This is a genomic window from Myxococcus qinghaiensis, from assembly GCF_024198215.1.
Lineage (GTDB): Bacteria > Myxococcota > Myxococcia > Myxococcales > Myxococcaceae > Myxococcus > Myxococcus qinghaiensis.
This window is the reverse complement of record NZ_JAKCFA010000001.1, coordinates 439483-460324: the sequence shown is the minus strand read 5'-3', so window position 1 is coordinate 460324 and position 20842 is coordinate 439483. Positions and strand designations below refer to the sequence as shown.

Below are 20842 nucleotides of genomic sequence, written 5' to 3'. Positions count from 1 at the left end.
CCACAATACTCCTCAGGAAGTCGGTGTCGCGCCCGCCTCGCCCCCCGGCGCCTTGCGACGCAGCCCCACCAGATAGACCTCCATGCTGGCGCCGCGCGTTGCTTCCGGGCGAACCACCTTCACTTCTTCGAAGAGGGCGCGCACCTGGGCGCGGAAATCCTCGAAGTCGCCGCCCATGAACACCTTCGCCACGAAGGACGAGCCCGGCCGCCCGCGCGTCGCGGCCAGCTCCAGCGCCTTGCCCGCCAGCCGCAGACTGCGCGCCTCGTCGGTGGCCTTGATTCCGCTCGTCTTGGGCGCCATGTCGGAAATCACGGCGTCGAACGGACCGTCATGCAGCGCGGTCAGCTTCGCGTCGAAGTCATCCGCGAGCACGTCCAGCACCGCGGTGCGCACGTGCCGCTGCGTGAAGGGACGGATGGCGACGATGTCCACGCCAATCACCTGGCCCGCGTTGCCCACGGCCTCCGCGAGAATCTGGAGGAAGCCTCCGGGCGCGGCCCCCAGGTCGAGCACCACGTGGCCCTTCTTCACCATGGGGAAGCGCTTGATGAGCTCGTCCACCTTGAAGGCGGAGCGAGCCCGCAGGCCCTCCTGCTTGGCTTTCTGGAAATAGTGGTCTTTAGGACGGTAGGGCTTGCCCATGTCAGAGGGGCTCCCTACCATCCGCTACTGTCTTCGGGAAGCCGGAGCAGTCGTGGGTGTCGAGGCCCGCGCAATGGCGGATCCGGAGGACGTAGCGATGGGCACCCGGGGCTTGACGGCTGCGCTGTGTTTCACCCTGTTGTCGGCGGGTGGAGCGGTCTACTGCTACACCCGGGCGGACGCACTCCAGGTCCAGGGCCAGTGGCTGATGGAACGCGGCACCGCCCAGGCCGAGGAGTACGCGAACCGGCTGGATGGCAGGGCCGCGGATGCTCAGCTCAAGACGTTCGCCGAGCGGCGCGGGGTGCTGGAGAAGGCCCACCTGTGGGAGCGGGGCATGATGCTCGGCATCCTGGCGGCGGCCATGGCCCTGGTGGGCGCCTACGTCCTGTTCCTGCTCAAGCGCCTGGATGACCAGCTCCTGGATGCCCTGGGTGAGCTGCGTCCCACCTCGCCCCCGTCGGCCGCTCCCTCGGAGCCCACGGGAGCACTCGTGTCCAGCCTTCAACGGTAGGACTCCCGAGCAGCTTCGCGCGCTGGCACAATGGCACCCCTGCTCTCGCGGAGGTGGCCATGCCCGGCTGTGCGCACTGTGGACACACGCTCGATATCATCGGCAACCAGGTGGGACGTGGCGACACCTGTCCGAGCTGCGAAGAGGACGTGCGCTCGTGCCGCAACTGTCGGCACTTCGAGCCGAGCGTCGCCAAGGAGTGCAAGGAGCCCTTCGCCGAAGTGCCCTCCGACAAGGACTGCGCCAACTTCTGCGAGCTCTTCCAGGTGGGCGAAGGCGGCCTGCACGCGAAGGCCAGCCGCGACGCGATGATGACCGCCGCGGAGGCCCTGTTCAGGAAGCGCTGACGCGGCGCTTCAGCGCATGGGCCCGGGGCCCACGGCCACCGCCGAGCCCACGAACGGGACGACCTTGGAGAAGCCCGGCGGCGGACTCGCCAGCGCGGTGGGGCCGGACTCTCCCCACTGCGTGATTCCGTGGGGCAGGAGCTCCTTCAAGTCGTAGCGCTCGCCATGAAGCTCGAAGGCGGTGCTCCACACGAGGCGGGCCGTGAAGACGTTCATCGACAGCGAGCGGCCGGTGCTCGCGGGTCCGCTGAACGCGCCACCCACGACGAGGCTTGCCCGACGGAACGTGGCGATGGGACGCCCTTCGGAGAACGACGCCGGGTCGTCGAAGTGGGCCCGCCCATGGCCCGGCTCCTTGAGGTAGACGGTGAAGTCCCCCACGGGGTCCACGCTCAGCGACAGCCCGCCGTTGTCAATCGACACGGACTTGAACGGCGTGGAGCGGAAGGTCAGCAGCGCGGTGGCCTCGGCCACCTTCCCGGTGGGGTCCTCGAGCAGCGGCCCGCGCAGTCCCTCCAGGTGCAGGAAGTAGCCCAGGTCCTGGAGCGTCGAGTCCTCCGACGACAGGTAGAAACGGCCCGTCACGTACCACGCCACGCTCGCCGGAATCACGGGTGCCATCACCACCTCCGGGGCGACACCCTAGCCGACCGCGCGGCCCATGCTAAACGGCGGGACATGACCCGCGACCTCCTCGTCCTGTCCGCGCTGCTGTGCCTGACTGGCTGCACCACCATCGGCGCCACCAACTACGCCGTGCCCAAGGAGCGGGCCACCGAGTGCAAGAAGATCTGCACCGACCTGGACATGGAGTTGGGCGCGGTGGTCGTCATCCGCAGCTCGGCCGGGTGCGTGTGTCAGCCGCGTCCCGCGGACGGCTCGCCCACCGGTGCCGGCGCGGCGGCGGCGGGCAGCGCGGCCATCCAGGTCCTGGAGGAGGAGCAGAACAGCGGCACCTACGCGCAGCAGCAGCAGGGCATCCGGTAGGCCCCGGCTCGTCGTCGAGAGCCCGTGGCTTCGTGCCGCAGTGGAACGACGACGGGCGGGCCCTGACTGAAGGACCCGCCCGGCAGGCACGGCTCTAGAAGCCGTAGAGCTTCGAGATGATCTCCTTCATCACCTCGGAGGTACCGCCGCCGATGGTGATGAGGCGCACGTCGCGCCACATGCGGGCGATGGGCGTCTCCTCGATGTAGCCCATGCCGCCGAAGAACTGCTGCGTGTCGTAGGCCACGCGCTGGGCCAGGTCGCCCGCGAACAGCTTCGCCATGGAGACCTCCTTCACGGGGCTCTCCTTCCGGTCGAAGAGGTCCACCGCGTGGTACGTCAGCCGCTTCGCCGCTTCAATCGCCGTCAGGTGCTCCACGAACTTGTGGCGCCACACCTGGAACTTCATCAGCGGCCGGCCGAACGCCTCGCGCTCGTTGCCGTACTGGATGGCGTCCTCCATCATCCGCTCCATGCCGGCCACGGTGGTGATGGCGCCGACCAGGCGCTCGCCCTGGAAGTTCGTCATGATGTGGTAGAAGCCCTCGTTCTCCTCGCCCAGCACGTAGCGGGCGGGGATGCGGCAGTCCTCGAAGTAGAGGATGGCCGTGTCCGAGGACAGGTTGCCAATCTTGTCCAGCTTCTTGGAGACGCTGAACCCCTTCACGTCCGTGGGGAACGTCACCAGGGAGATGCCGCCGTAGCCCTCGCCCCCCGTGCGCACCGCCAGGGTGATGAAGTCCGCGCGCGTGCCGTTGGTGATCCACATCTTCGAGCCGTTGATGACGTAGTCGTCGCCGTCCCGGCGCGCCGTCGTCTTGATGCTCGCCACGTCCGAGCCGCACCCCGGCTCGCTCACGCCCAGCGCGGCGATCTTCTCGCCCTTGAGCGCGGGCTCCAGGAACTCCCGCTTCTGCTCGTCGGTGCCAATCTCGTTGATGATGGGCGTGGCCATCTGGCTCTGCACCAGCAGCGCCATGTTCACCCCCGCGTTCTTGCTGTAGCTCAGCTCCTCGCAGAACGCCGTCACGTACCAGTAGTCCAGCCCGCTGCCGCCGAACTTCGGGTCATGGTTGATGCCGAGGAAGCCCAGGTCCGCGCACTTCTTGAACAGCTCACGCGGGAAGATGCCGGCCCGGTCCCACTCCAGTCCGTACGGCGCCATCTCCTTGTCGACGAAGGCTCGCACCGTCCTGCGGAAGGCCTCGTGCTCCTCGGTGAACGGGTTCGGCATGCACTCTCCTCATTGGCGGGGGGACAACAAGATTGATTTTCGAATCAATAACAGGCGTCCTCGGGAAGCAACAAGGACCGCCAGCGCCCCGAACGTGACGCGACGAGCCACGATTCTGGCGACTGTGCGATGCTGACGCAGCGAGCCATTCCAGGAGGCTTCCAGGCGGGCGCTTGGGGCGAATCAGTGCCCTGCCCTCTGGGGCAGCCCGCGAAGAAAGTCCTGCTTGCCAGGCAGGCGGGCATTAAGTAGGCCCGGCGGGAGATAGTCCGCATCGCGGAGTATCCCCTTGACAGACAGTTCAGGGACTGTAGTTTCCGGGCCGCAGAAATTCCAAGGTTTGAGCCGGTGTGGAGTCCTGGAGGGGTCCGGGGTCCGCGAGCTGGCAGGAGCAGGACGACCGTGATTCGACGCATGTGGGTGGCCGCGGTGCTGGCGGCGGTGATGACGACGACTGGCTGTGCCAAGGGCGGTGACAAGCCCGCGCTTCCGCAGCAGGAGGGAGCGGCAGCGGTGGGCGTGCGAGCCATCACCCCGGCGACGGAGCTGGAGGCCAGCGTCACCCGGGTGACGGGGCAGGTCCGCTCCAAGCAGGAGGCGACGCTGAGCGCGCAGGCCACCGGCACCCTGGCGAAGATGCTGGTGAAGGTGGGCGACAAGGTGAAGAAGGGCCAGCCCCTGGCGGTCCTGGACACCTCCAACGTCGCCATCGGCGTGGAGCAGGCCCGGGCGGTGAAGGCGGCCGCGGACGCGGGACTGCAGCTGGCGACGAACAACCTGGAGCGCACCCGCAAGGTGGCGGAGTCCGGCGGTATCGCCGCGGCGGGGTTGGATCAGGCGGAGATCGGCACGAAGCAGGCCGCCGCCCAGGCCGCCCAGGCCGCCGCCGCGCTGCGCATGGCGGAGGAGAACCTGCGCGACATGTCCATCATCGCGCCCTTCGACGGCGTCATCACCGCGCGGATGAAGAACATCGGCGACACGGTGGCGATGATGCCGCCCACGCCCGTCTTCACGCTGGTGGACATCACCGGCCTGGAAGTGCGCGCGCTGGTGCCCGAGTCCGTGGTGGACAAGGTCAAGCCCGGCACGAAGACGCAGGGCACCGTGAGCCCCAGCGGCATGCGCTTCGAGGTGACGGTCGCCACGGTGGGCGCCACCGTCGACGCCACCAACCGCACGGTGGAGGTGCTGGCGGACGTGGTGGGTGAGACGGCCTCGCCGCTGCGCCCGGGCGCGCTGGTGGACCTGGACTTCTCCAACGTGGCGGGCCAGTCCGACGACAAGGGCCTCTTCCTGCCGACGCAGGCCGTCAGCTCGCGGGGCCAGCAGGGCTTCGTGTGGGTGGTGCAGGACGGCACCGTGCGCAAGCGCGACGTGCGCGTGGAGCGCGTGCTCCCCGGCTACGTGCGCATTCTCCAGGGCCTGGCGGCCGACGAGCGCGTGCTCGCCGACTCCTCCCTGGACGTGAAGGAGGGCACGGCCGTCCGCGTGGTGCAGTGACGCCTGCCCTCCCCTCAACTCATGGGACTTCCTGAATGAGCCCGCTCAAGACATTCATTTCACGACCCATCTTCACCGCCATGTTGATGATGGCCGTGGTCGTGTTCGGCATCAACGCGTACCCCCGCATCGGCGTCGATCAGTTCCCCGACGTCGACTTCCCTGTCGTCACCGTGACGACCGTCCTCCCTGGCGCGGACCCGGAGACGATTGAAAAGAACGTCAGTGATCCGCTGGAAGAGGCGCTCAACACGCTCAACGGCGTGGAGCAGCTTCGCTCCATCAACATGGAGAGCGTGTCGCAGATCGTCGTGCGCTTCACGCTGGCCAGCAAGGTGGACGTGGCCGCGCAGGACGTGCGAGATCGCGTCCAGGCGACGCTGAGCAAGCTGCCGACCGAAATCGAGACGCCCGTCGTCGAGAAGTTCGACATCGGCGCGGCCCCCATCATCACCCTGTCGCTGTCCGGCGCGCTCCCGATTGAAGAGCTGACGCGCACGGCGGAGGACATCCTCAAGCCCGCGCTGCAGCGTCAGAAGGGCGTCGGCAGCATCGACGTCATCGGCGGTCGTGAGCGGGAGATCGCGCTCGTCGTCGACCCGGACCGCCTGCGCGGCTTCGGGCTGGCCATCAGCGACGTGAGCCAGGCGGTGCGCGCGCAGAGCCTGGACGTCCCGGGTGGCCGCACCATGGACGGCGGTCGCGAGCGCGTGCTTCGTCTGACGTCCGAGGCGAAGAGCGTGGATGAGATTCGCAACATCATCATCGCCAGCCCCAACGGCGCGCCGGTGCGCGTGCGAGACATCGCCGACGTGGTGGACGGCCCCGAGGAAGCGCGTGGCGCCGCGAAGAACGGCGACCGCAGCGCGGTGGCGCTGGTGGTGCGCAAGCAGTCCGGCTCCAACACGGTGCAGGTGGCCTCGCTCGTCAAGGAGTCCCTGGGCGAGCTCAACAGCCGGCTGCCCGAGGGCATCAAGGTGGAGCTGGTGTCGGACAACGCGCGGTTCATCCGCTCGTCCATCGCCTCGGTGCAGTTCGACATGGTGCTCGGCGGCATCCTCGCCGTGGTCATCGTGCTGGTGTTCCTGCGCAACCTGAACTCCACCATCGTCGCGGCCGTCGCCCTGCCGGTGTCGGTGGTCGGAACCTTCGCGGTGATGGCGGCGCTGGGTTTCACCTTCAACATGGTGACGATGCTGGCGCTGACGCTCTCCATCGGTCTGCTCATCGACGACGCCATCGTCGTCATCGAGAACATCGTCCGTCACATGGAGGAGGGAAAGACGCCCATGCAGGCCGCGCTGGACGGCGCGGGGCAGATTGCCCTCGCCGTGCTCGCGGTGACGCTGGCCATCGTCGCGGTGTTCATCCCCGTGGCGTTCATGGACGGCATCATGGGCATGTTCTTCTACCAGTTCGGTGTCACGGTGGCGGTGGCGACGCTCATCTCCTACGCCGTGTCCATGACGCTCACGCCCATGCTGTCCTCGCGCATGCTGCGCCACCACGGTCAGCCCACGGGCGTGTCCGCGGTGGTGGAGAAGGTGCTGGTGGGCATGGAGAACGGCTACCGCAAGATTCTCGCGACCATCCTCCGGCGCCGCCTGGTGACGATGGTGGTGGCGGTGGTGGTGCTCTTCGCGACCTTCGGCCTGGCCCGCTTCCTCAAGTTCACGTTCATCCCTGAGTCGGACAACGGGAACATCAAGCTGGCGGTGGAGCTCCCCATCGGCTCGACGCTCCATGAGACGCAGGCGGAGATCGACCAGCTCGACGCGCAGGTGCGCGGGCTGCCCGGCATCGCCTCCACCTTCGCCACCGTCGGCGGCGGCGTGCAGGAGGAAGTGCACAAGGGCGAGCTGCTCATCAACCTGGTGCCCATCAAGGAGCGCAGCTATCCCCAGGGAGAGCTGAAGACGTATCTGCGCGGCGCCATCAAGCCCCGCCCGGGCGTGTCCGTCACCGTGCAGGACGTCACCGGCATCGCGGGTGGTGGTTCGCGCTCGCAGCAGGTGCAGTTCAACCTGCGCGGCGACAACTGGCAGGAGCTCATCGCCACCTCGGAGAAGATGAAGACGGCGATGAAGACCAACAAGGGGCTGGTGGACATCGACTCCACGTACCGCTCCGGCAAGCCCCAGTACGACGTGGTGGTGGACCGCGAGCGCGCCGCCAGCCTCGGCGTGCCGGCCGCGTCGCTGGGCAGCACGCTGCGCGCCTTCCTCGGTCGCGACAAGTTCGCGGACTACCGCGAGGGCGGCGAGACGTACGAGGTGAAGCTGCGGCTGCCGTCGGAGACCCTGGCCTCCGCCGATGCGCTCGGCAAGCTCACGGTGCGCGCTCCCAGCGGGCAGCTCGTGGAGCTGCGCAACCTGGCCTCCGTCACTCCGGCGGATGGTCCGGTGCAGATCGACCGTGAGTCCCAGAAGCGGCAGATCACCCTGCTCGCCAACCTGGCCTCCGGCTACCAGTTGGGTGACGCCGTGGCCTTCATGAACGCGACGGCGGAGAAGGAAGTGCCCAAGGGGATGATCTACGACTTCGAGGGCAACGCGAAGGAGCTGGGCAAGGCGGTGGCCGCGTTCGGCGCCGCGCTGCTGCTCGGCATCATCCTCGTGTACATGATTCTGGCGGCGCAGTTCGAGAGCCTCATCCACCCGTTCACCATCATGCTGTCGCTGCCCTTCGCCTTCATCGGCGCCATTGGCGCGCTGCTCATCACCGGCCAGGCCATGTCGATGTTCGCCCTCATCGGCGTCATCATGCTCATGGGTCTGGTGGTGAAGAACGGCATCCTCCTGGTCGACTTCACGCTGCAGCTGCGTGAGGAAGGCAAGAGCGCCACGGAGGCCCTGCTGGGCGCGGCTCCGGTTCGTTTGCGTCCGATTCTCATGACGACCATCGCGATGATCGCCGGCATGATTCCGGTGGCCATCGCCCGGGGTGACGGCGCTGAGACGCGGGCGCCCATGGCCATCACCATCATCGGCGGCCTCATCACCTCCACCGTGCTGACGCTCGGCGTGGTGCCGGTGGTGTACTCGCTGTTGGATCAGCTCACCGAGAAGTTCAAGCGGCGCAAGGGCCCGGGCACCGCCCCGGACCATGGCACGCCGCACGCGGTGGGCCCGCACGGCGAGAAGCCCGCGGTGGCGGCCGCCGCGCGAGTGGAGACGGCCTGATGCGAGTGCCGGCCCACAGACCGGCCCTCCGCGTGCAGCCGTCCGGCGCAGGCGAGGAGGAGCTCGAGCTCACCGAGGAGGGCGACGCCCTGCCCTCCGAGGCCGAGGGAGACTCACCCACGCCCGCGTCACGGCGGCTGCACGAGCTCATCATCCAGCTCGGGCGGTACCGCTCCTTGAGAGATCCGCTCCATGGCATCTGCGAGAGCAATCAGCTCACCCCCACGCAGATCCACGCGTTGATGTGGCTGGGCAATGATGGCCCCACGCACGTGGGAGTCCTTGCCCAGCGTGTCGGCATCACCAAGAAGACCATCACTGGCGTGGTGGACCGGCTGGAGGCCATGAAGCTGGTGGAGCGCACGAGGGACGCCGAGGACCGGCGCGCCGTCGTCGCGCAGCTCACCCAGGAGGGCGTCAAGCTCTTCAACCTCATCAGTCGCAGCGTCGACCAGGGCCTGCGACGCATGCTGGACCTGCTTCCGCCCGATGACCAGGAGGCCCTCTTTGGCCTGCTGGAGCGGATGCTGAAGCGGCTCGGAGGCACCACCTCCGAACAGGCGGTCTAGGATGCAAGAGCGCGCGCCGGTGGCGAACTCCGCCCGGCGCGCGCTCTGTTGTTTCCAGACGCCCCTACTCCTCCTCTTCTCTGTACTCGCGACGTCGGCGGCGGCTGCACCACCGCTGCCAGGTGAGGAGCTGGCCGGACGGTGCCGCGCCTGGGCCTCGGACGCGCGCAACCCGTGGGCGCTCGCGCATGGTGTCGTGCTGGACGGCCGCGACTTCCGCGCGAGTGACGGCCGGCTCGCTTCCGACGTGGTGGTGGCCGACTTCCTGCGCCGAACGCCCGCGCTCGAAGACGCGCCCTCGAAGCGGGCCGACCTCTTCTTCGAGCCCTTCACGTCCGATGGCACCCCGGTGGAGCCCCACCCCGCCCTTCAGGTGAAGACGTTGCTGGCAGCGGGCCTGCCGCTGTCCCAGCGCTTCACGGCGTCATGGGGCCCGGTGACGCTGCGCGAGCTGGTGGAGGACGTGAAGCGCGACTTCCGGATGGACCAGGTGACCTCGGCGGAGAGTGCCTGGAGGCTGGATGTCCTCTCGCTGACCTCACGTCCCGGCGACACGTTCCGCGACGGCACGGGCCAACAGGTGAGCGTGAACGCGGTGATGGAGCGCGCGCTCACCACGCTGGAGGCGGAGCAGGCCGAGCTCGCTTCGGGCTTGAAGGCCAGGCGCCCCGAGGTGCCCAAGCGAGGCCAGGGCATCTACGCGCACCCCTGCGGTGGCCTGCACTACTTCCAGGCCGTGGCCGGCTGGGCGCGTCACCCGTCCGTGCGCGCGGCGTGGAAGCCCCGGCTGGCGGCGCAGGTGGACGTGCTGCTGTACCGGCTGGACTCGGAGATGCGGCAGTACGAGACGGCCTGGGCCTCGCTGCCCACGCAGCGCGAGCAGGTGCTGGCGCAGATGCTGAAGTTCCAGGGGCACTTGCTCGAGACACTCGGACGCTTCCGCGACGACACCGGCTGGCGCCCCACCGCCGTCCAGCAGGAGACCGTGGAGCGGGCGCGCCGGTACCTGGAGAACACGCTGCGGAGGATGGACGAGACGGGGCTGCTCGCGGCCCCCGCGTCCGTGGCCACGCGGAATCGACAGCTCGCGTTGGACCTGGTGGGCGACACCTGCCACGCGGCGCATGGTGAAGCGCTCTGGAGTCGCCTGCCTTCAGGCAGGGCTCCGTAACGAGCGGCCACCGCCCCTTCGACCCGCGAGGCTTCCGTCGCGACGCGCGCTCGGCACCACCCGCGCGGTGAACCGGAGCGCGGAGTCCGCCGCGTGCCGAGTCACGGACACACGCGAAAGAGCGCCAGCTCCGCCGGCCAACGCCCAAGGCCCGACTCGCTAGACGCCCAGGCGCGCCATCTCCTCCTCGGTGAAGCCCGCCTCCGCGAGCACCTCACGCGAGTGCTGGCCCAGCGCGGGAGGCTCGCGCAGCGGCGTCGGCCCCATGCGCAGCGGGGTGAGCAGGTGCGTCACCTTGCGGCCCAGTCGCGCATCCTCTGCTTCGACGAAGAGACCCCGCGCGCGCAGCTGCGCGTCCGCCAACACCTCGTCCCCTTCCGCCACCGGCTCCACGCACAGGTCGGAGCCCGCGAACTTCTCCGCCCAGTACGCCAGCGGCTGCTCCGCGAACAGGCGCGTCAGCTCCGCCTTCACCCGCGCCCCGTCTTCCCCCGGCGTGTACGCATCGTCAAGCAGCTCCGGCCTGCCCAACCGCTCGCACACCCCGGCGAAGAACTTGGCCTCCAGCGCGCCCACCGCCAGCCACCGGTCATCCGCCGTGCGGTACAGGCCGTAGCACGCGTAGCCGCCATTGAGCGCCTCGCGTCCCCGCTCGAGCGGCATCCCCTGCTCGCCCATGAAGAGCCGCGCGGCCAGGTGCATGTGCAGGAAGGCCGTGGCCCCATCCGTCATCGACACGTCGACGAGGCGCCCCTTCCCCGTGCGCTCGCGCTCGTGCAGCGCGGCCAGGATGCCCACCAGCGCGAAGAGACTTCCTCCGCCGATGTCCCCCATCTGCACGCCGGGAAAGGCCGGGGCGCCACCCGCCTCGCCGCCGTAGCCCAGCAGGCCCGCGCGGGCCACGTAGTTCAAGTCGTGTCCCGCCTTGAGCCTGTCGGGCCCCGTCTGCCCATAGCCGGAGATGGCGCAGTAGATGAGCCGGGGGTTCTCCGCCCGCAGCACCGACTCGCCCACGCCCAGCTTGTCCATGACGCCGGGCCGGAAGCTCTCCACCAGCACGTCGTGCGTGCGCGCCAGCCGCTTGAGCGCATCGCGCCCCTCGGGCGTCTTGAGGTTCAGCGTGAGCGAGCGCTTGTTGCGGTTGAGGCCATAGAACAGCGCGCCCACGTCGTCGCGCGAGGGCGGCATCGCCCGGACGTAGTCGCCCCCCTCCGGCTCCTCCACCTTCACCACCGTGGCGCCCAGGTCCGCCAGCACCAGGGTGGCGTAGGGGCCGGGCAACAGGCGCGACAAATCCAGCACGCGAAGACCCGTGAGGGGCAGCGACGACATGGCGGTTCTCCAGGAGTCGAACGAGACGAAGGGGGCCTGAAACGACGTGCGGCGCGCCCCCGGGGTGGGAACGCGCCGCGCGAGTCGGAGCGAGGGCGGCGCTTGGGCCCCCCCCGCGTTCCGAGGGAACTACGACAGCAGCTTCGCCAGCTTCATCGCGAGGCCCATGTCCATGGGCTTGAACTTCAGCTTGCCACCCATGGCCGCCATCTGGGCGTTGAGCTTCTTCTCGCGGATCTTCACGAAGTCCTCGTTGCTCACCAGGATGGTCATCTTGGACGCGCCCTCGAGCCCCGGAGTGACCCAGCCCTCGGCCTTGGTCAGGTCCAGCGTCCACTTCCCGCCGCCCTCGCCGGAGATGTCGAAGTGGATGATGGCGTTGATGTCCTTCGCCAGCTCCGGCTTCTCCTTGAGAACTTCCGGAATCTGGGTCTCGATGATGTCCTTCGCGGTCATGACGCGCTCCTTGGCCTGGTCGTTGATTGAAGAATCAAGACGGGTGGAGGGACCGTAATGGCGCCCTCCTGGCAGGTCAAGCAGCGCGATGCGCGGTGTTCATCAGGCGCTGGTGCTGCTCACCGTGGACGGGTTCAGCGAGCGCCGCACCATCTCCAGCAAGTCATTCAGTTCGAAGGGCTTGGCCAGGTGGCCGACAGCGCCAATGTCCTGGGCCTTGCTGCCCACGTTGCGGTCCGCGCTGAGGACGATGAGCGGGATGGTCGCGATGGCCGGCGGCTTCTGGCGCATGCGTTGGGCGAACTCCCAACCGTCCATCACCGGCATCATCAGGTCCAACAGGATGAGGTGGGGAGGATCAGGCTCGAGGCGCTCCAGCGCCTCCTTCCCATTGCGGGCACGACGGATGACGAACCCCTCGGCCTCCAGGATTTCAGAGAGGGCTTCGAGGATGTCCGGGTCGTCGTCCACGACAAGGACGACGGCACCATCAGGCTGTGTGTTAGGCGAAGTCAGGGCAGTCTCCCTCGGTGCGACGCTGGGGATTCTTCCACCATCCTCCCATGCAGCGGCGCAAGAAAGTGCGCTCCCCGCATACAACGCGGGTGCACGTTGCAAAACCGACAGACGCGCCCCACCCTTTCCGTGACCTGCTGGACAGGAGGTGGAAAACGTGAGGAGCCCTGGGGAGATGGGAGCTGGCAGCACGGCGGAAGCGCCTGGCCTCGTCCTAGTCCCCACGCAGGGGCCTCCACGCCTGCTGGGCGGCCTGGTCCTCGAGCATCTGGGCATCCAGGAGCTGCCTCCGGGCGCCACCTCCGTGGAAGCCCTGCTGGGCGCCGCGGGCTTCCACCGCCGCGCGGGGGATCTGCGCGTCTGGGAGCAGGGCGACATCCTGGTCCTCGCGGGAGAGGAGCTCCTGGGCGACGGAGGGCGGCTCCTGTGGACCTTCCCGGTGAGCTGGAACGAGTCCGACGCGCGCCGCAGGGTGCGCTACCTGGGCATGGCGTCGCACGACTTGCGCGGCTCGCTGGCCAACATCCGCTCCTATGCCGCGCTGCTGCTCAACGGCCGCAACCCGCTGGAGCCCAAGGTGCAGCGCGGGTTGGAGACGATTCTCCGCAACGCGGACCGCTCGCTGTCCTTCTCGCAGGACTTCTTCGACTCCAGCCGCGCCGACCTGGGCTCGCTTGCCTGTGAGCCGGAGCGCCAGTCGCTCATCCCCCTGCTGGATGCGGCCGTGGAGCGCCAGCGCGCGGCGGCCACCGCCGCCAACGTGGCGCTGGTGTTGGACCTGGACCCGCGCGTGGCGCCGCCCGACGTGGCCGTGGACGGAGCCCGCATCCAGCACGCCGTGGAGGCCTTCATCCTGTACCAGCTCGCCCGCTCCCAGCCCGGCGAGGTCATCTACCTGCGCATCCACGCCGGGGCACCCAGGGTGCGGGTGGAGGTGCGCCGGGAAGGTGTCCCCCTCACCGACGAGGACGCCTCCGTCGTCTTCCGGCGCGAGGAGCGGGCCTTCCGCGAGAAGAAGCTGGAGGATCCGCTGCGCATCTACCTGGCCCGCCAGGAGGTGGAGGCGCACGGGGGAAGCGTCGGCGTGGAGACGGATCCGTCCGGTAGCTCCCTCTTCATCACCCTCACCGCGGTGCCGGGCGCCATGCTTGGCACTCCAGCGGCCCTCCAGGCATGAGGCCTCCGCTCTTGCTGGCGGTCCACGGCTCCCCCCGCTATGCTCGCCCCGTTTTCGCGAAGGAGCCGTGATGCTGGGGCTGAAGCCGATGGAACTTCTTCTCATCCTGTTTGTGCTGCTGCTCCTCTTCGGGGCCACGCGGCTGCCGCAGCTCGGCTCGTCCCTGGGCAGCGCGATTCGTAACTTCAAGCGCGGCTTCGGCGGTGAGGAGGAGACGGGTACCCCCGGCGCCGACAAGAAGGGCACCGGAACGCTCGCCGGCGGCGGCACCGTGGACAAGGACGTGAAGTCCTCCACGCCCAGCAGCCACGCGTAGCCCCGCTCCGGGGTAGGTCCCCGCCGGAAAGCACGACGCCCGCTCCACCCCGACTTCCTGGGGCCGAGCGGGCGTTGACGTTGCGGGGCACACACCCCCGGTCGACAGCACCGGGGGCGAGGGACCGAACGCTCAGTCGATGACGGCCACGTTGTCGTACATGGCGTCGATCTGCGCCTTGTACTTCGTGCTGCAGACCTTGCGCTTGACCTTCAGGGTGGGCGTCAGCTCGCCGGACTCCTGGGTGAAGTCCGCGGGCATCACCGTGAAGCGCTTGATGGTGGCGTACGGCGGCGAGTCCGCGTTCATCTTGTCCAGCACCGCCTTCACCGCGGCGTGGACCTCCGGCCGCTTCGCGTTCTCCGCGTAGCTGCCCACCGGAGCGCCCTTCTCCTCCAGCAGCTTCTTGGCCGCGTCTTCCGCCACGGTGATGAGGGCCACCAGGTACGGGCGCTTGTCGCCGTACACCATGGCCTGGCTCAGGATGGGGAAGGTCTTGAGCGTGTTCTCGATGTTCTGAGGCGCCACGTTCTTCCCACCCGCCGTGACGATGATGTCCTTCTTGCGGTCGGTGATGCGCAGGTAGCCGTCGGCATCCAGCTCGCCGATGTCACCCGTGTGGAACCAGCCGTCCGGCTCAATGACCTCGGCGGTGGCCGTGTCGTTCTTGTAGTAGCCCTTCATGATGCAGGGGCCCCGCGCGAGCACCTCGCCGTCCGCGGCGATCTTCACCTCGGTGCCCGGCATCGCCGGACCCACGGTGCCAATCTTGATCTTGTTCGGGCGGTTGGCGTTGGTGGGAGCGGCCGTCTCCGTCAGGCCGTAGCCCTCCACCACCTTGAACCCCAGCAGGTCGAAGAAGTAGCCGATCTTCCGGGACAGCGGCGCGCCACCGGAGACGAACAGGCGCATGTTGCCGCCCAGCTTCTCGTCCAGCGTGCCGCGCACCTTGGTGAACACCAGCTTCTTCGCGATGGAGAAGCCGAGCGAGTCATACGGCCGGCCCTGCTGCATCGCATCCACGTACTCGTCGAAGAGCTTGAAGGCCCAGCGGGTCAGCCGGCCCTTGAGGCCCGGGGCCGACGTGCCGTTGGACACCACCGTGTTGTAGACCTTCTCGAAGACGCGGGGCACTGACGGGAGCACCGTGGGACGCGTCTCCACGATGTTCGCCATCAGCTTGTCCACCGACTCCGCGACGATGAGCCGGAAGCCCATGCTCAGCCACGCCGCCTTCACCACCTGGGCGAAGACGTGCGCCAGCGGCAGGAACAGCATGACGGCGTCCGTCGGCTCCATCATGCCGATGGCCTGCACCGCGTGCGCCTGGTACGTCCAGTTGCCGTGGGTGAGGATGGCGCCCTTCGGATCCCCCGTGGTGCCGGAGGTGTAGATGAGGCAGTTGGTGTCCTCCGACTTCACGGAGGCCACGCGCTCCTCGAAGGCGCCCGGGTTAGCCTGGTGCGCCTCACGGCCCTGGGCCATGACGTCCGCCAGGGAGACTTCCAGGCTGCCCGCCTGGGAGACGTTCTGGCTGCCCGCAGCCGAGCTCTCGAACACGATGACCTTCGTGACGGTGGGACACTCCGCCAGCTTCTGCCGCACGCGCGTCAGCCGGCCCACCTGCTTGGCATCCTTCTCGTCATTGTCCACGAAGACGAACGACGTCTCCGAGTGATTGATGACATAGCGGAACTCGTCCGGAAGGTTGGACGAGTAGATGGGCACCGTGATGGCCTGCGCCGCGGTGATGGCCAGGTCCGCGATGATCCACTGGAGGCTGGTGTTGGCGAACAGCGCCACCCGGTCTCCAGGCTTCACGCCCTGGGCCACCAGGCCCGCGGACAGCGCCTTCACGTCGTCCAGCACCTGGCCGAACGTCACGTCCTGCCAGCGGCCGTCCTTCTTGTGCGTCACACCCGCCTTGGAGGCGTTCTGCGCGCGCTGGATCAGCAACTGGACCAGGTTTCCCTCTTGCGCTCCGGCGGCCGACGCCGAAGGTGCTACCTGATTCTCTGCTCTCACTTGAGCTCCTCCTCGATGTCGGCTTCGACCTTCTTCGCCCACTCCTGGATGCGCTGACCCTCCGGAGGGTCATACGCGGTGCTTCCCTGCTTCACCTTCTGGATGGCGTCACGCGCCTCCTTGGCCTTGTCGTCCTTGAGGAGCGTCTCGGCGAGGAAGTAGTGCGCGCGCAGCATCTCCGGGTTCTTCTTGATGGCCTTCTCGTAATACTCGGCGGACTTCTTCAAATCTCGCTTCGGCCAGGGCAGCTCGTAGAAGTAGCGGCCCTTCACCAGCAGTGGAGCGCTCCAGTTGAAGGCGGGATCAATCTTGATGGCCGCGTCCGCGCGCTCATTGAACTTGCCCTCCAGCCCCTCGCCCAGTGCCTTCACCACACCCACTGCTTGAGAGTAGGCGCCGATGCCCGTCGCCGCGTAGTAGTGGCCCTCCACCCGGGCGGGGGCCAGCTTGAGAGCCCTCTCGGCGACGTCCCACGTCTGCCGTCCGAGCACCTTCTTGAGCTTCTCGCTGCCAGCCCCGTCCGCCTGCCACTGGAGGAGGCGCGCCTGGCGCCAGAGCACCTCGAAGTCGTCCGGCGTCGCAGCCAGCGCCTTCTTGAACTCCGCCTCCAGCTCCTTCACCGCCGCGGCGTCCGCTCGCCCGGCATGCAGGGCGTCAAGGCGGGCCAGGAATTCGGCGTCCGCCGCCCGTGCCGAACCGGCAACGAGCAGGCACAAGGCAAGTAAAATCAGGCGCATGGCCGGTGGGCTTAGCACGCACGCTCGGCCGCACGCAAACCACGCAGGCAGCCTTTCGGGCAAAAAACAAGAGCGGGGCCGGCAAGGGTGGAAGACCCCGCCAGTCCCGCTCGGTCCGCGCATCTCCCCAGGTGGGGAGGAGGAGGTGGGCTCACGCCGCGTCGGCGGCGGCCTGCTCCTCGTTCTCGTTGAAGGCGGACAGGTAGCGCTCCAGGAACGTCTTCGTCTTGAGCTCCACCTGGCGCACGCGCTCGCGCGACACGCCCCACCGCTGTCCCAGCTCCTCCAGGGTCAGCGGCTTGTCCTGCGTCAGCCGCTCCGTGAGGATGTCCCAGCCCAGGTCGCCAATCCGCTTGCGCACCTTGGTGAGCGCGTCCTGGATCTCCGTGTCCTGCTCATTGGAGAGGAACACGTCCTGGGGCGACGGCCCGTTGTCCTCCAGGCGGTCCAGGAAGGTGGTCTCCCCTTCCTCGTCGATGGAGGCGTCGAGCGAGAAGTCCACCATGCTGCCCCGCTCGGCCTCGCCGCCGCGGACCTGGCTGCGGTTGTCCTTCAAATAGCGGGTGATGTAGGCGCGAATCCACCACACCGCATACGTCGCGAAACGCACGTTCTTCTTCGGGTCGAAGTGCTCAATCGCCTTCATCAAGCCCACGTTGCCTTCCTGGATGAGGTCATCCAGGCGCGCGCCGCGATTGGCGAACTTCTTCGCCACGGCGACAACGAAGGCCAGATTGGAGGTCGCGAGCGTCTGTCGCGCGGACTCATCGCCCTTGCGAGCACGACCCGCGAGCTCGTACTCCTGCTCGCGCGTCAGTTGGTGATGTCCCCCCAGGTGACGCAGGTATTGCGACAGGCCCTCCGCCGCAAACTTCGTCGAGTTGGCCATGATTTCCCGTCCTCCGTTCGATGCCGGACGCGCTGTCCCCGCCGACTCGCGTCCACCTGTCTCTAGGACGCCCAACGAGCGAAAGGGTTTCTCATTCCATCGCCGAAAGTCATTTCGACTGTCGAACGCCGGCCCGTGGCGGACGAGAGGCTCGCGCTTCCGCTGACCTGCATGGTTGAGGAGCGCGAACTCCCCCGGCGATGGTCACGCTTACGGCTGCTCACATAGAACGCTTGAGCGCGGGGAAGATTTTCTGGGGATTGAGCAGCCCTGATGGGTCAAAGAAGGCTTTGAGCCGCCGCTGCAGCTCGAGCAGCGCGGGGCTCTGCTCCAGCGCGAGAAATTCCCGCTTCGCGAGGCCCACACCATGCTCGCCTGTGATCGTGCCGCCCAGTTCCACCGTCATCACCAACATGCGGCGCAGGGCCTCATCCACTAGGGCGCGCTGATGTGCCCCCTCATAGAGGATGTTGGCGTGGAGGTTTCCGTCGCCCGCGTGCCCGTAGGTGGCCACGGTGAGCCCCAGCTCGGCGCCCATCGTTTTCAGGCGCGAGATGATTTCGGGAATTTTCGAACGGGGGACGACGATGTCCTCTGAAATCTTGTGGGGCTTGAGCGCACGCAGGGCCGGAGAGATGACCCGCCGCACGGCCCACAGCTTCTCCCGCTGGCCCTCGTCCCTCGCGACGAGGGTCTGCGTGGCGCCCTGCTGTGCGCAGATGTCGCCGAGCCGTGACAGCTCCTCCAGCAGCCCCTCTTCATTGGACCCGTCGACCTCGGCGATGACGGCCGAGCCCGCCCCTTCCGGGAACTGGAAGCCCCGGCCATCCACCGCGCGCAGGGCCACGTCGTCGATCAGCTCCAGGCAGCGCGGGAGGATGCCCGCGGCCAGCACGGCGGAGACGCCCCGCGCCGCGTCCAGCACGGACGGAAAGACAACCAGGGCGGTCAGCACTTTTCGTGGCAGCGGAATGAGCTGCAGCGTGATTTCGGTGGCGACCCCGAGCGTCCCTTCGGAGCCCACGAAGAGGCCCACGAGGTCATAGCCGGCCACGCCCTTGATGGTCCGGCGGCCGACCCGCAGGACTTCTCCGTCCGGCAGCACCCACTCCAGGCCGATGACGTAGTCGCGGGTGACGCCGTACTTGAGCGCGCGAGGCCCGCCCGCGTTCTCCGCGACGTTGCCGCCCAGCGTGCAGAACTCCCAGGAGTTTGGATCCGGTGGATAGAAGAGGCCCTGTGCCTCCACGGCCTTCATCAGGTCGCCCGTCACCACGCCAGGTCCCACCACCGCCGTGAGGTCCTCCGCGGAGATGGAGTGGATGCGGTTCATGCGCTCCAGGCTGACCGCCACGCCACCATTCAGGGGCAGCGAGCCCCCGCTCTTCCCGCTGCGCGCGCCACATGGCGTGAAGGGCACGCCGTGCGCCACGCAGGCCTTGAAGATGGCCGACACCTGGGCGGTGCTCTCCGGAAACACCACGACATCCGGTGGGAAGACGCCGCTGTCGGACTCGTCCCGCCCATAGGCCGCGAGCGTGTCCGCGTCGCGCCGCAGCTGCCCCTCCACGAGGATGCTCGCGAGGGCTTCACACACCCGCTCCACCCGCTCCGGCTCCACGCGGTCCGTCCGCGCGGAAGGGCCACTCATCGCCGCGTCCCCAGGCGCGTCCACAGCTCACGGCGGAGCGAACCGTCCCGCCGCAGCTCGCCTTCATAGGCCTCCGCGTGGGTGATGGCTTCGTGCTGCCTGGCGCCTCGCATGCGCAAGCACGCCTGCTCCGCTTCGATGATGCACGCGGTGGCGGGACTGCCCAGCACGCGGGCCAGGGCGCGGGCCACCTCACGCGCCAGGTCCTCCTGGAGGATGAGCCGGCGCGCGAAGCAGTCCACCAGCGAGGACAGCCGGCCGAAGCCCGCCATCCGCTTGCCCGGCACATACGCGACATGCGCGAGCCCCGTCACCGGCAGCAGGTGGTGCGGACACATGGAGACGAAGCGCAGGTGGGTGACGACCACCAGCTCGCGCGACGAGCCCTTCGGCGTGGGGAACGTCTTGCCCAGCACCTCCTCGGGTGTCTTCGCGTAGCCATCCAGGAACTCACGGCTCCAGGCGTCGGCCACGCGCTGCGGGGTGTCCACCAGGTTCACATCGTCCAAGGGCAGCCCGGCGGCGCGCAGGAAGGCCTCCACCGCGCGAGCCATGGCGGCGGGGTCCGGCGCGCTGGCGACGGGCTGCGGGACGGGGGCGTTGCGGGTGCGAGCTTTGGACGAAGTCACGGGGGCGAGGACTCCTACAGGGGCGGGCGTTCAGCGGGAGGGACGCTATCCGATGCCGCGACGAGGATCTCCTCACCTCGCACGCGGACCTCGTAGATGCGAACGCTCGCGTCGGGGCGCCAGGGGCAGCGCCCCGTCCGCACATCGAAGGGCCAGGCATGCAGGGGACAATGGAGCAGGTGCCCGTCCAGGTCGCCCTCGTGCAGCGAGCCGCCTCGGTGAGGACAGGTGTCGCTCAGGGCATGGAGCCGCCCGTCCACCCGGACAAGCGCCACCCGGGTGTCTCCCACCTGGACCACGGCACGACCGCGTGCGTCCAACGCGGCGAGCCGAGCCACCGGAATGAATCGTCCGTCCGGCTGTCCTTCATCCATACAGGTGTCTCCAACCGCCCATGTCCCCAGGACCATCCCGGTGAATGCGGTGACAGAGGTGTCCGTCCCACCGCCGTGCTAGCCTGCCTTGACTCTCCCAGGTGCCGTCAGTAGAGCACCTGAACGGCCCTCTCTTCCGATGATCCAGCGCGCACATATCTTCGTCCGTGGCATCGCGACGCTGCTCGTCGCGCTGTGGGCGTTGCAACCGCTGGGGGCCCTGCTCCACGTCCGGGACGCGCACGCCCACCGCTTCTGTCCCGAGCACCAGACGTTCGAGGAGACGGCCCGGGGCACCGGCTCCATCCAGGCGAGGCTTGCGCCCGAGAAGCTGGCGCAGCTCTCCGCCCTCCCCTCGTCGAACCCCGACTCGACGCGGCTGACCCATGAGGCGTGCCCGCTGCTGACGTCGAGCACGCGGGACGAGCTGTTCTTCACCTCGCCGTCGTCGTGGACGCTGCCCCGGCTCGCGGTCAGCCGTCCGTCCACCGCGCCTCCGCGCGTCGCCCCTCCGCTCTCCGTCCTCGACACCGCTCCCAAGTCCTCGCCACCCGCGCACGCCTGAGTCGCGTCCAGCAGGTGTGGTCA

22 protein-coding genes are annotated in these 20842 nt (G+C 68.3%); 10 read left to right on the top strand and 12 right to left on the bottom strand.

Features of this window, described 5'->3' with window-relative positions; translation table 11 throughout:
• Window positions 1–12: 12 nt before the first annotated feature.
• Window positions 13–666, bottom strand: coding sequence for an RlmE family RNA methyltransferase (locus LZ199_RS01895; protein WP_253991903.1), 654 nt, complete (start codon window positions 664–666; stop codon window positions 13–15).
• Between the two features lie 76 nt (window positions 667–742).
• On the opposite strand from LZ199_RS01895, the gene LZ199_RS01890 reads away from it, so the two are divergent.
• Both LZ199_RS01890 and LZ199_RS01885 read left to right on the top strand, forming a co-directional pair.
• Window positions 743–1159, top strand: a complete 417-nt coding sequence (locus tag LZ199_RS01890; RefSeq protein WP_323389098.1) for a hypothetical protein — start codon at window positions 743–745, stop codon at window positions 1157–1159.
• A gap of 59 nt (window positions 1160–1218) precedes the next feature.
• Window positions 1219–1506: a hypothetical protein gene (locus LZ199_RS01885; RefSeq protein ID WP_253991901.1), complete on the top strand. Its 288-nt coding sequence runs from the start codon at window positions 1219–1221 to the stop codon at window positions 1504–1506.
• Between the two features lie 9 nt (window positions 1507–1515).
• Here the strand turns inward: LZ199_RS01885 and LZ199_RS01880 are convergent, their stop codons facing one another.
• Window positions 1516–2127, bottom strand: coding sequence for a hypothetical protein (locus LZ199_RS01880; protein ID WP_253991900.1), 612 nt, complete (start codon window positions 2125–2127; stop codon window positions 1516–1518).
• A gap of 57 nt (window positions 2128–2184) precedes the next feature.
• On the opposite strand from LZ199_RS01880, the gene LZ199_RS01875 reads away from it, so the two are divergent.
• The gene (locus LZ199_RS01875; RefSeq protein ID WP_253991899.1) at window positions 2185–2493 is read left to right on the top strand and encodes a hypothetical protein; all 309 of its coding nucleotides are present in this window, start codon (window positions 2185–2187) and stop codon (window positions 2491–2493) included.
• A 94-nt stretch (window positions 2494–2587) separates the two neighbouring features.
• Here LZ199_RS01875 and LZ199_RS01870 read toward each other — a convergent pair whose 3' ends face one another.
• Window positions 2588–3727: an acyl-CoA dehydrogenase family protein gene (locus LZ199_RS01870; RefSeq protein WP_253991898.1), complete on the bottom strand. Its 1140-nt coding sequence runs from the start codon at window positions 3725–3727 to the stop codon at window positions 2588–2590.
• Between the two features lie 402 nt (window positions 3728–4129).
• Here LZ199_RS01870 and LZ199_RS01865 point away from each other — a divergent pair, with 402 nt between their 5' ends.
• From LZ199_RS01865 to LZ199_RS01850, 4 genes are read left to right on the top strand one after another with little or no spacing between them, the layout of a single operon-like run.
• Window positions 4130–5230: an efflux RND transporter periplasmic adaptor subunit gene (locus tag LZ199_RS01865; protein ID WP_253991897.1), complete on the top strand. Its 1101-nt coding sequence runs from the start codon at window positions 4130–4132 to the stop codon at window positions 5228–5230.
• Window positions 5231–5265: 35 nt separating this feature from the next.
• Window positions 5266–8412, top strand: a complete 3147-nt coding sequence (locus LZ199_RS01860; RefSeq protein ID WP_253991896.1) for an efflux RND transporter permease subunit — start codon at window positions 5266–5268, stop codon at window positions 8410–8412.
• Complete coding sequence (locus tag LZ199_RS01855) at window positions 8412–8981, top strand: MarR family winged helix-turn-helix transcriptional regulator (RefSeq protein WP_253991895.1); 570 nt, start codon at window positions 8412–8414, stop codon at window positions 8979–8981. The genes LZ199_RS01860 and LZ199_RS01855 overlap by 1 nt, the downstream gene beginning before the upstream one ends.
• Window position 8982: 1 nt before the next feature.
• A complete protein-coding gene (locus LZ199_RS01850; RefSeq protein WP_253991894.1) occupies window positions 8983–10152 on the top strand; it encodes a hypothetical protein in 1170 nt (389 codons plus the stop codon).
• A 159-nt stretch (window positions 10153–10311) separates the two neighbouring features.
• Here the strand turns inward: LZ199_RS01850 and LZ199_RS01845 are convergent, their stop codons facing one another.
• The 3 genes from LZ199_RS01845 to LZ199_RS01835 form a co-directional block, all read right to left on the bottom strand.
• Window positions 10312–11484, bottom strand: a complete 1173-nt coding sequence (locus tag LZ199_RS01845; protein ID WP_253991893.1) for a CaiB/BaiF CoA transferase family protein — start codon at window positions 11482–11484, stop codon at window positions 10312–10314.
• Window positions 11485–11613: 129 nt separating this feature from the next.
• Entirely contained in the window at window positions 11614–11940 is a 327-nt protein-coding gene (locus LZ199_RS01840) for an SCP2 sterol-binding domain-containing protein (protein WP_253991892.1), read from the bottom strand.
• Between the two features lie 102 nt (window positions 11941–12042).
• Window positions 12043–12411 (bottom strand): response regulator, encoded by a 369-nt coding sequence (locus LZ199_RS01835; protein ID WP_253991891.1) that lies wholly within the window; start codon window positions 12409–12411, stop codon window positions 12043–12045.
• Between the two features lie 220 nt (window positions 12412–12631).
• On the opposite strand from LZ199_RS01835, the gene LZ199_RS01830 reads away from it, so the two are divergent.
• A complete protein-coding gene (locus tag LZ199_RS01830; protein WP_253991890.1) occupies window positions 12632–13633 on the top strand; it encodes a sensor histidine kinase in 1002 nt (333 codons plus the stop codon).
• 70 nt (window positions 13634–13703) lie between these two features.
• Window positions 13704–13949 (top strand): twin-arginine translocase TatA/TatE family subunit, encoded by a 246-nt coding sequence (tatA, locus tag LZ199_RS01825; RefSeq protein WP_253991889.1) that lies wholly within the window; start codon window positions 13704–13706, stop codon window positions 13947–13949.
• A gap of 132 nt (window positions 13950–14081) precedes the next feature.
• Here tatA and LZ199_RS01820 read toward each other — a convergent pair whose 3' ends face one another.
• From LZ199_RS01820 to LZ199_RS01795, 6 genes are all read right to left on the bottom strand, one after another.
• Window positions 14082–15974 carry an AMP-dependent synthetase/ligase gene (locus LZ199_RS01820; protein ID WP_253991888.1) on the bottom strand — a complete coding sequence of 631 codons (1893 nt, stop codon included), beginning with the start codon at window positions 15972–15974 and terminating at the stop codon, window positions 14082–14084.
• Window positions 15971–16594 (bottom strand): tetratricopeptide repeat protein, encoded by a 624-nt coding sequence (locus LZ199_RS01815; protein WP_323389065.1) that lies wholly within the window; start codon window positions 16592–16594, stop codon window positions 15971–15973. Before LZ199_RS01815 ends, LZ199_RS01820 begins: the two co-directional genes overlap by 4 nt.
• 268 nt (window positions 16595–16862) lie before the next feature.
• Window positions 16863–17600, bottom strand: coding sequence for a sigma-70 family RNA polymerase sigma factor (locus LZ199_RS01810; RefSeq protein ID WP_163865630.1), 738 nt, complete (start codon window positions 17598–17600; stop codon window positions 16863–16865).
• 220 nt (window positions 17601–17820) lie between these two features.
• On the bottom strand, window positions 17821–19251 hold the full coding sequence (locus LZ199_RS01805) for an FAD-binding oxidoreductase (RefSeq protein ID WP_253991886.1): 1431 nt from the start codon (window positions 19249–19251) through the stop codon (window positions 17821–17823).
• A complete protein-coding gene (folE, locus tag LZ199_RS01800; protein ID WP_253992062.1) occupies window positions 19248–19805 on the bottom strand; it encodes a GTP cyclohydrolase I in 558 nt (185 codons plus the stop codon). Before folE ends, LZ199_RS01805 begins: the two co-directional genes overlap by 4 nt.
• Window positions 19806–19894: 89 nt before the next feature.
• Complete coding sequence (locus LZ199_RS01795) at window positions 19895–20254, bottom strand: Rieske (2Fe-2S) protein (RefSeq protein ID WP_253991885.1); 360 nt, start codon at window positions 20252–20254, stop codon at window positions 19895–19897.
• 139 nt (window positions 20255–20393) lie between these two features.
• On the opposite strand from LZ199_RS01795, the gene LZ199_RS01790 reads away from it, so the two are divergent.
• Window positions 20394–20819, top strand: a complete 426-nt coding sequence (locus LZ199_RS01790; protein WP_253991884.1) for a hypothetical protein — start codon at window positions 20394–20396, stop codon at window positions 20817–20819.
• The last annotated feature ends 23 nt before the right edge of the window (window positions 20820–20842 follow it).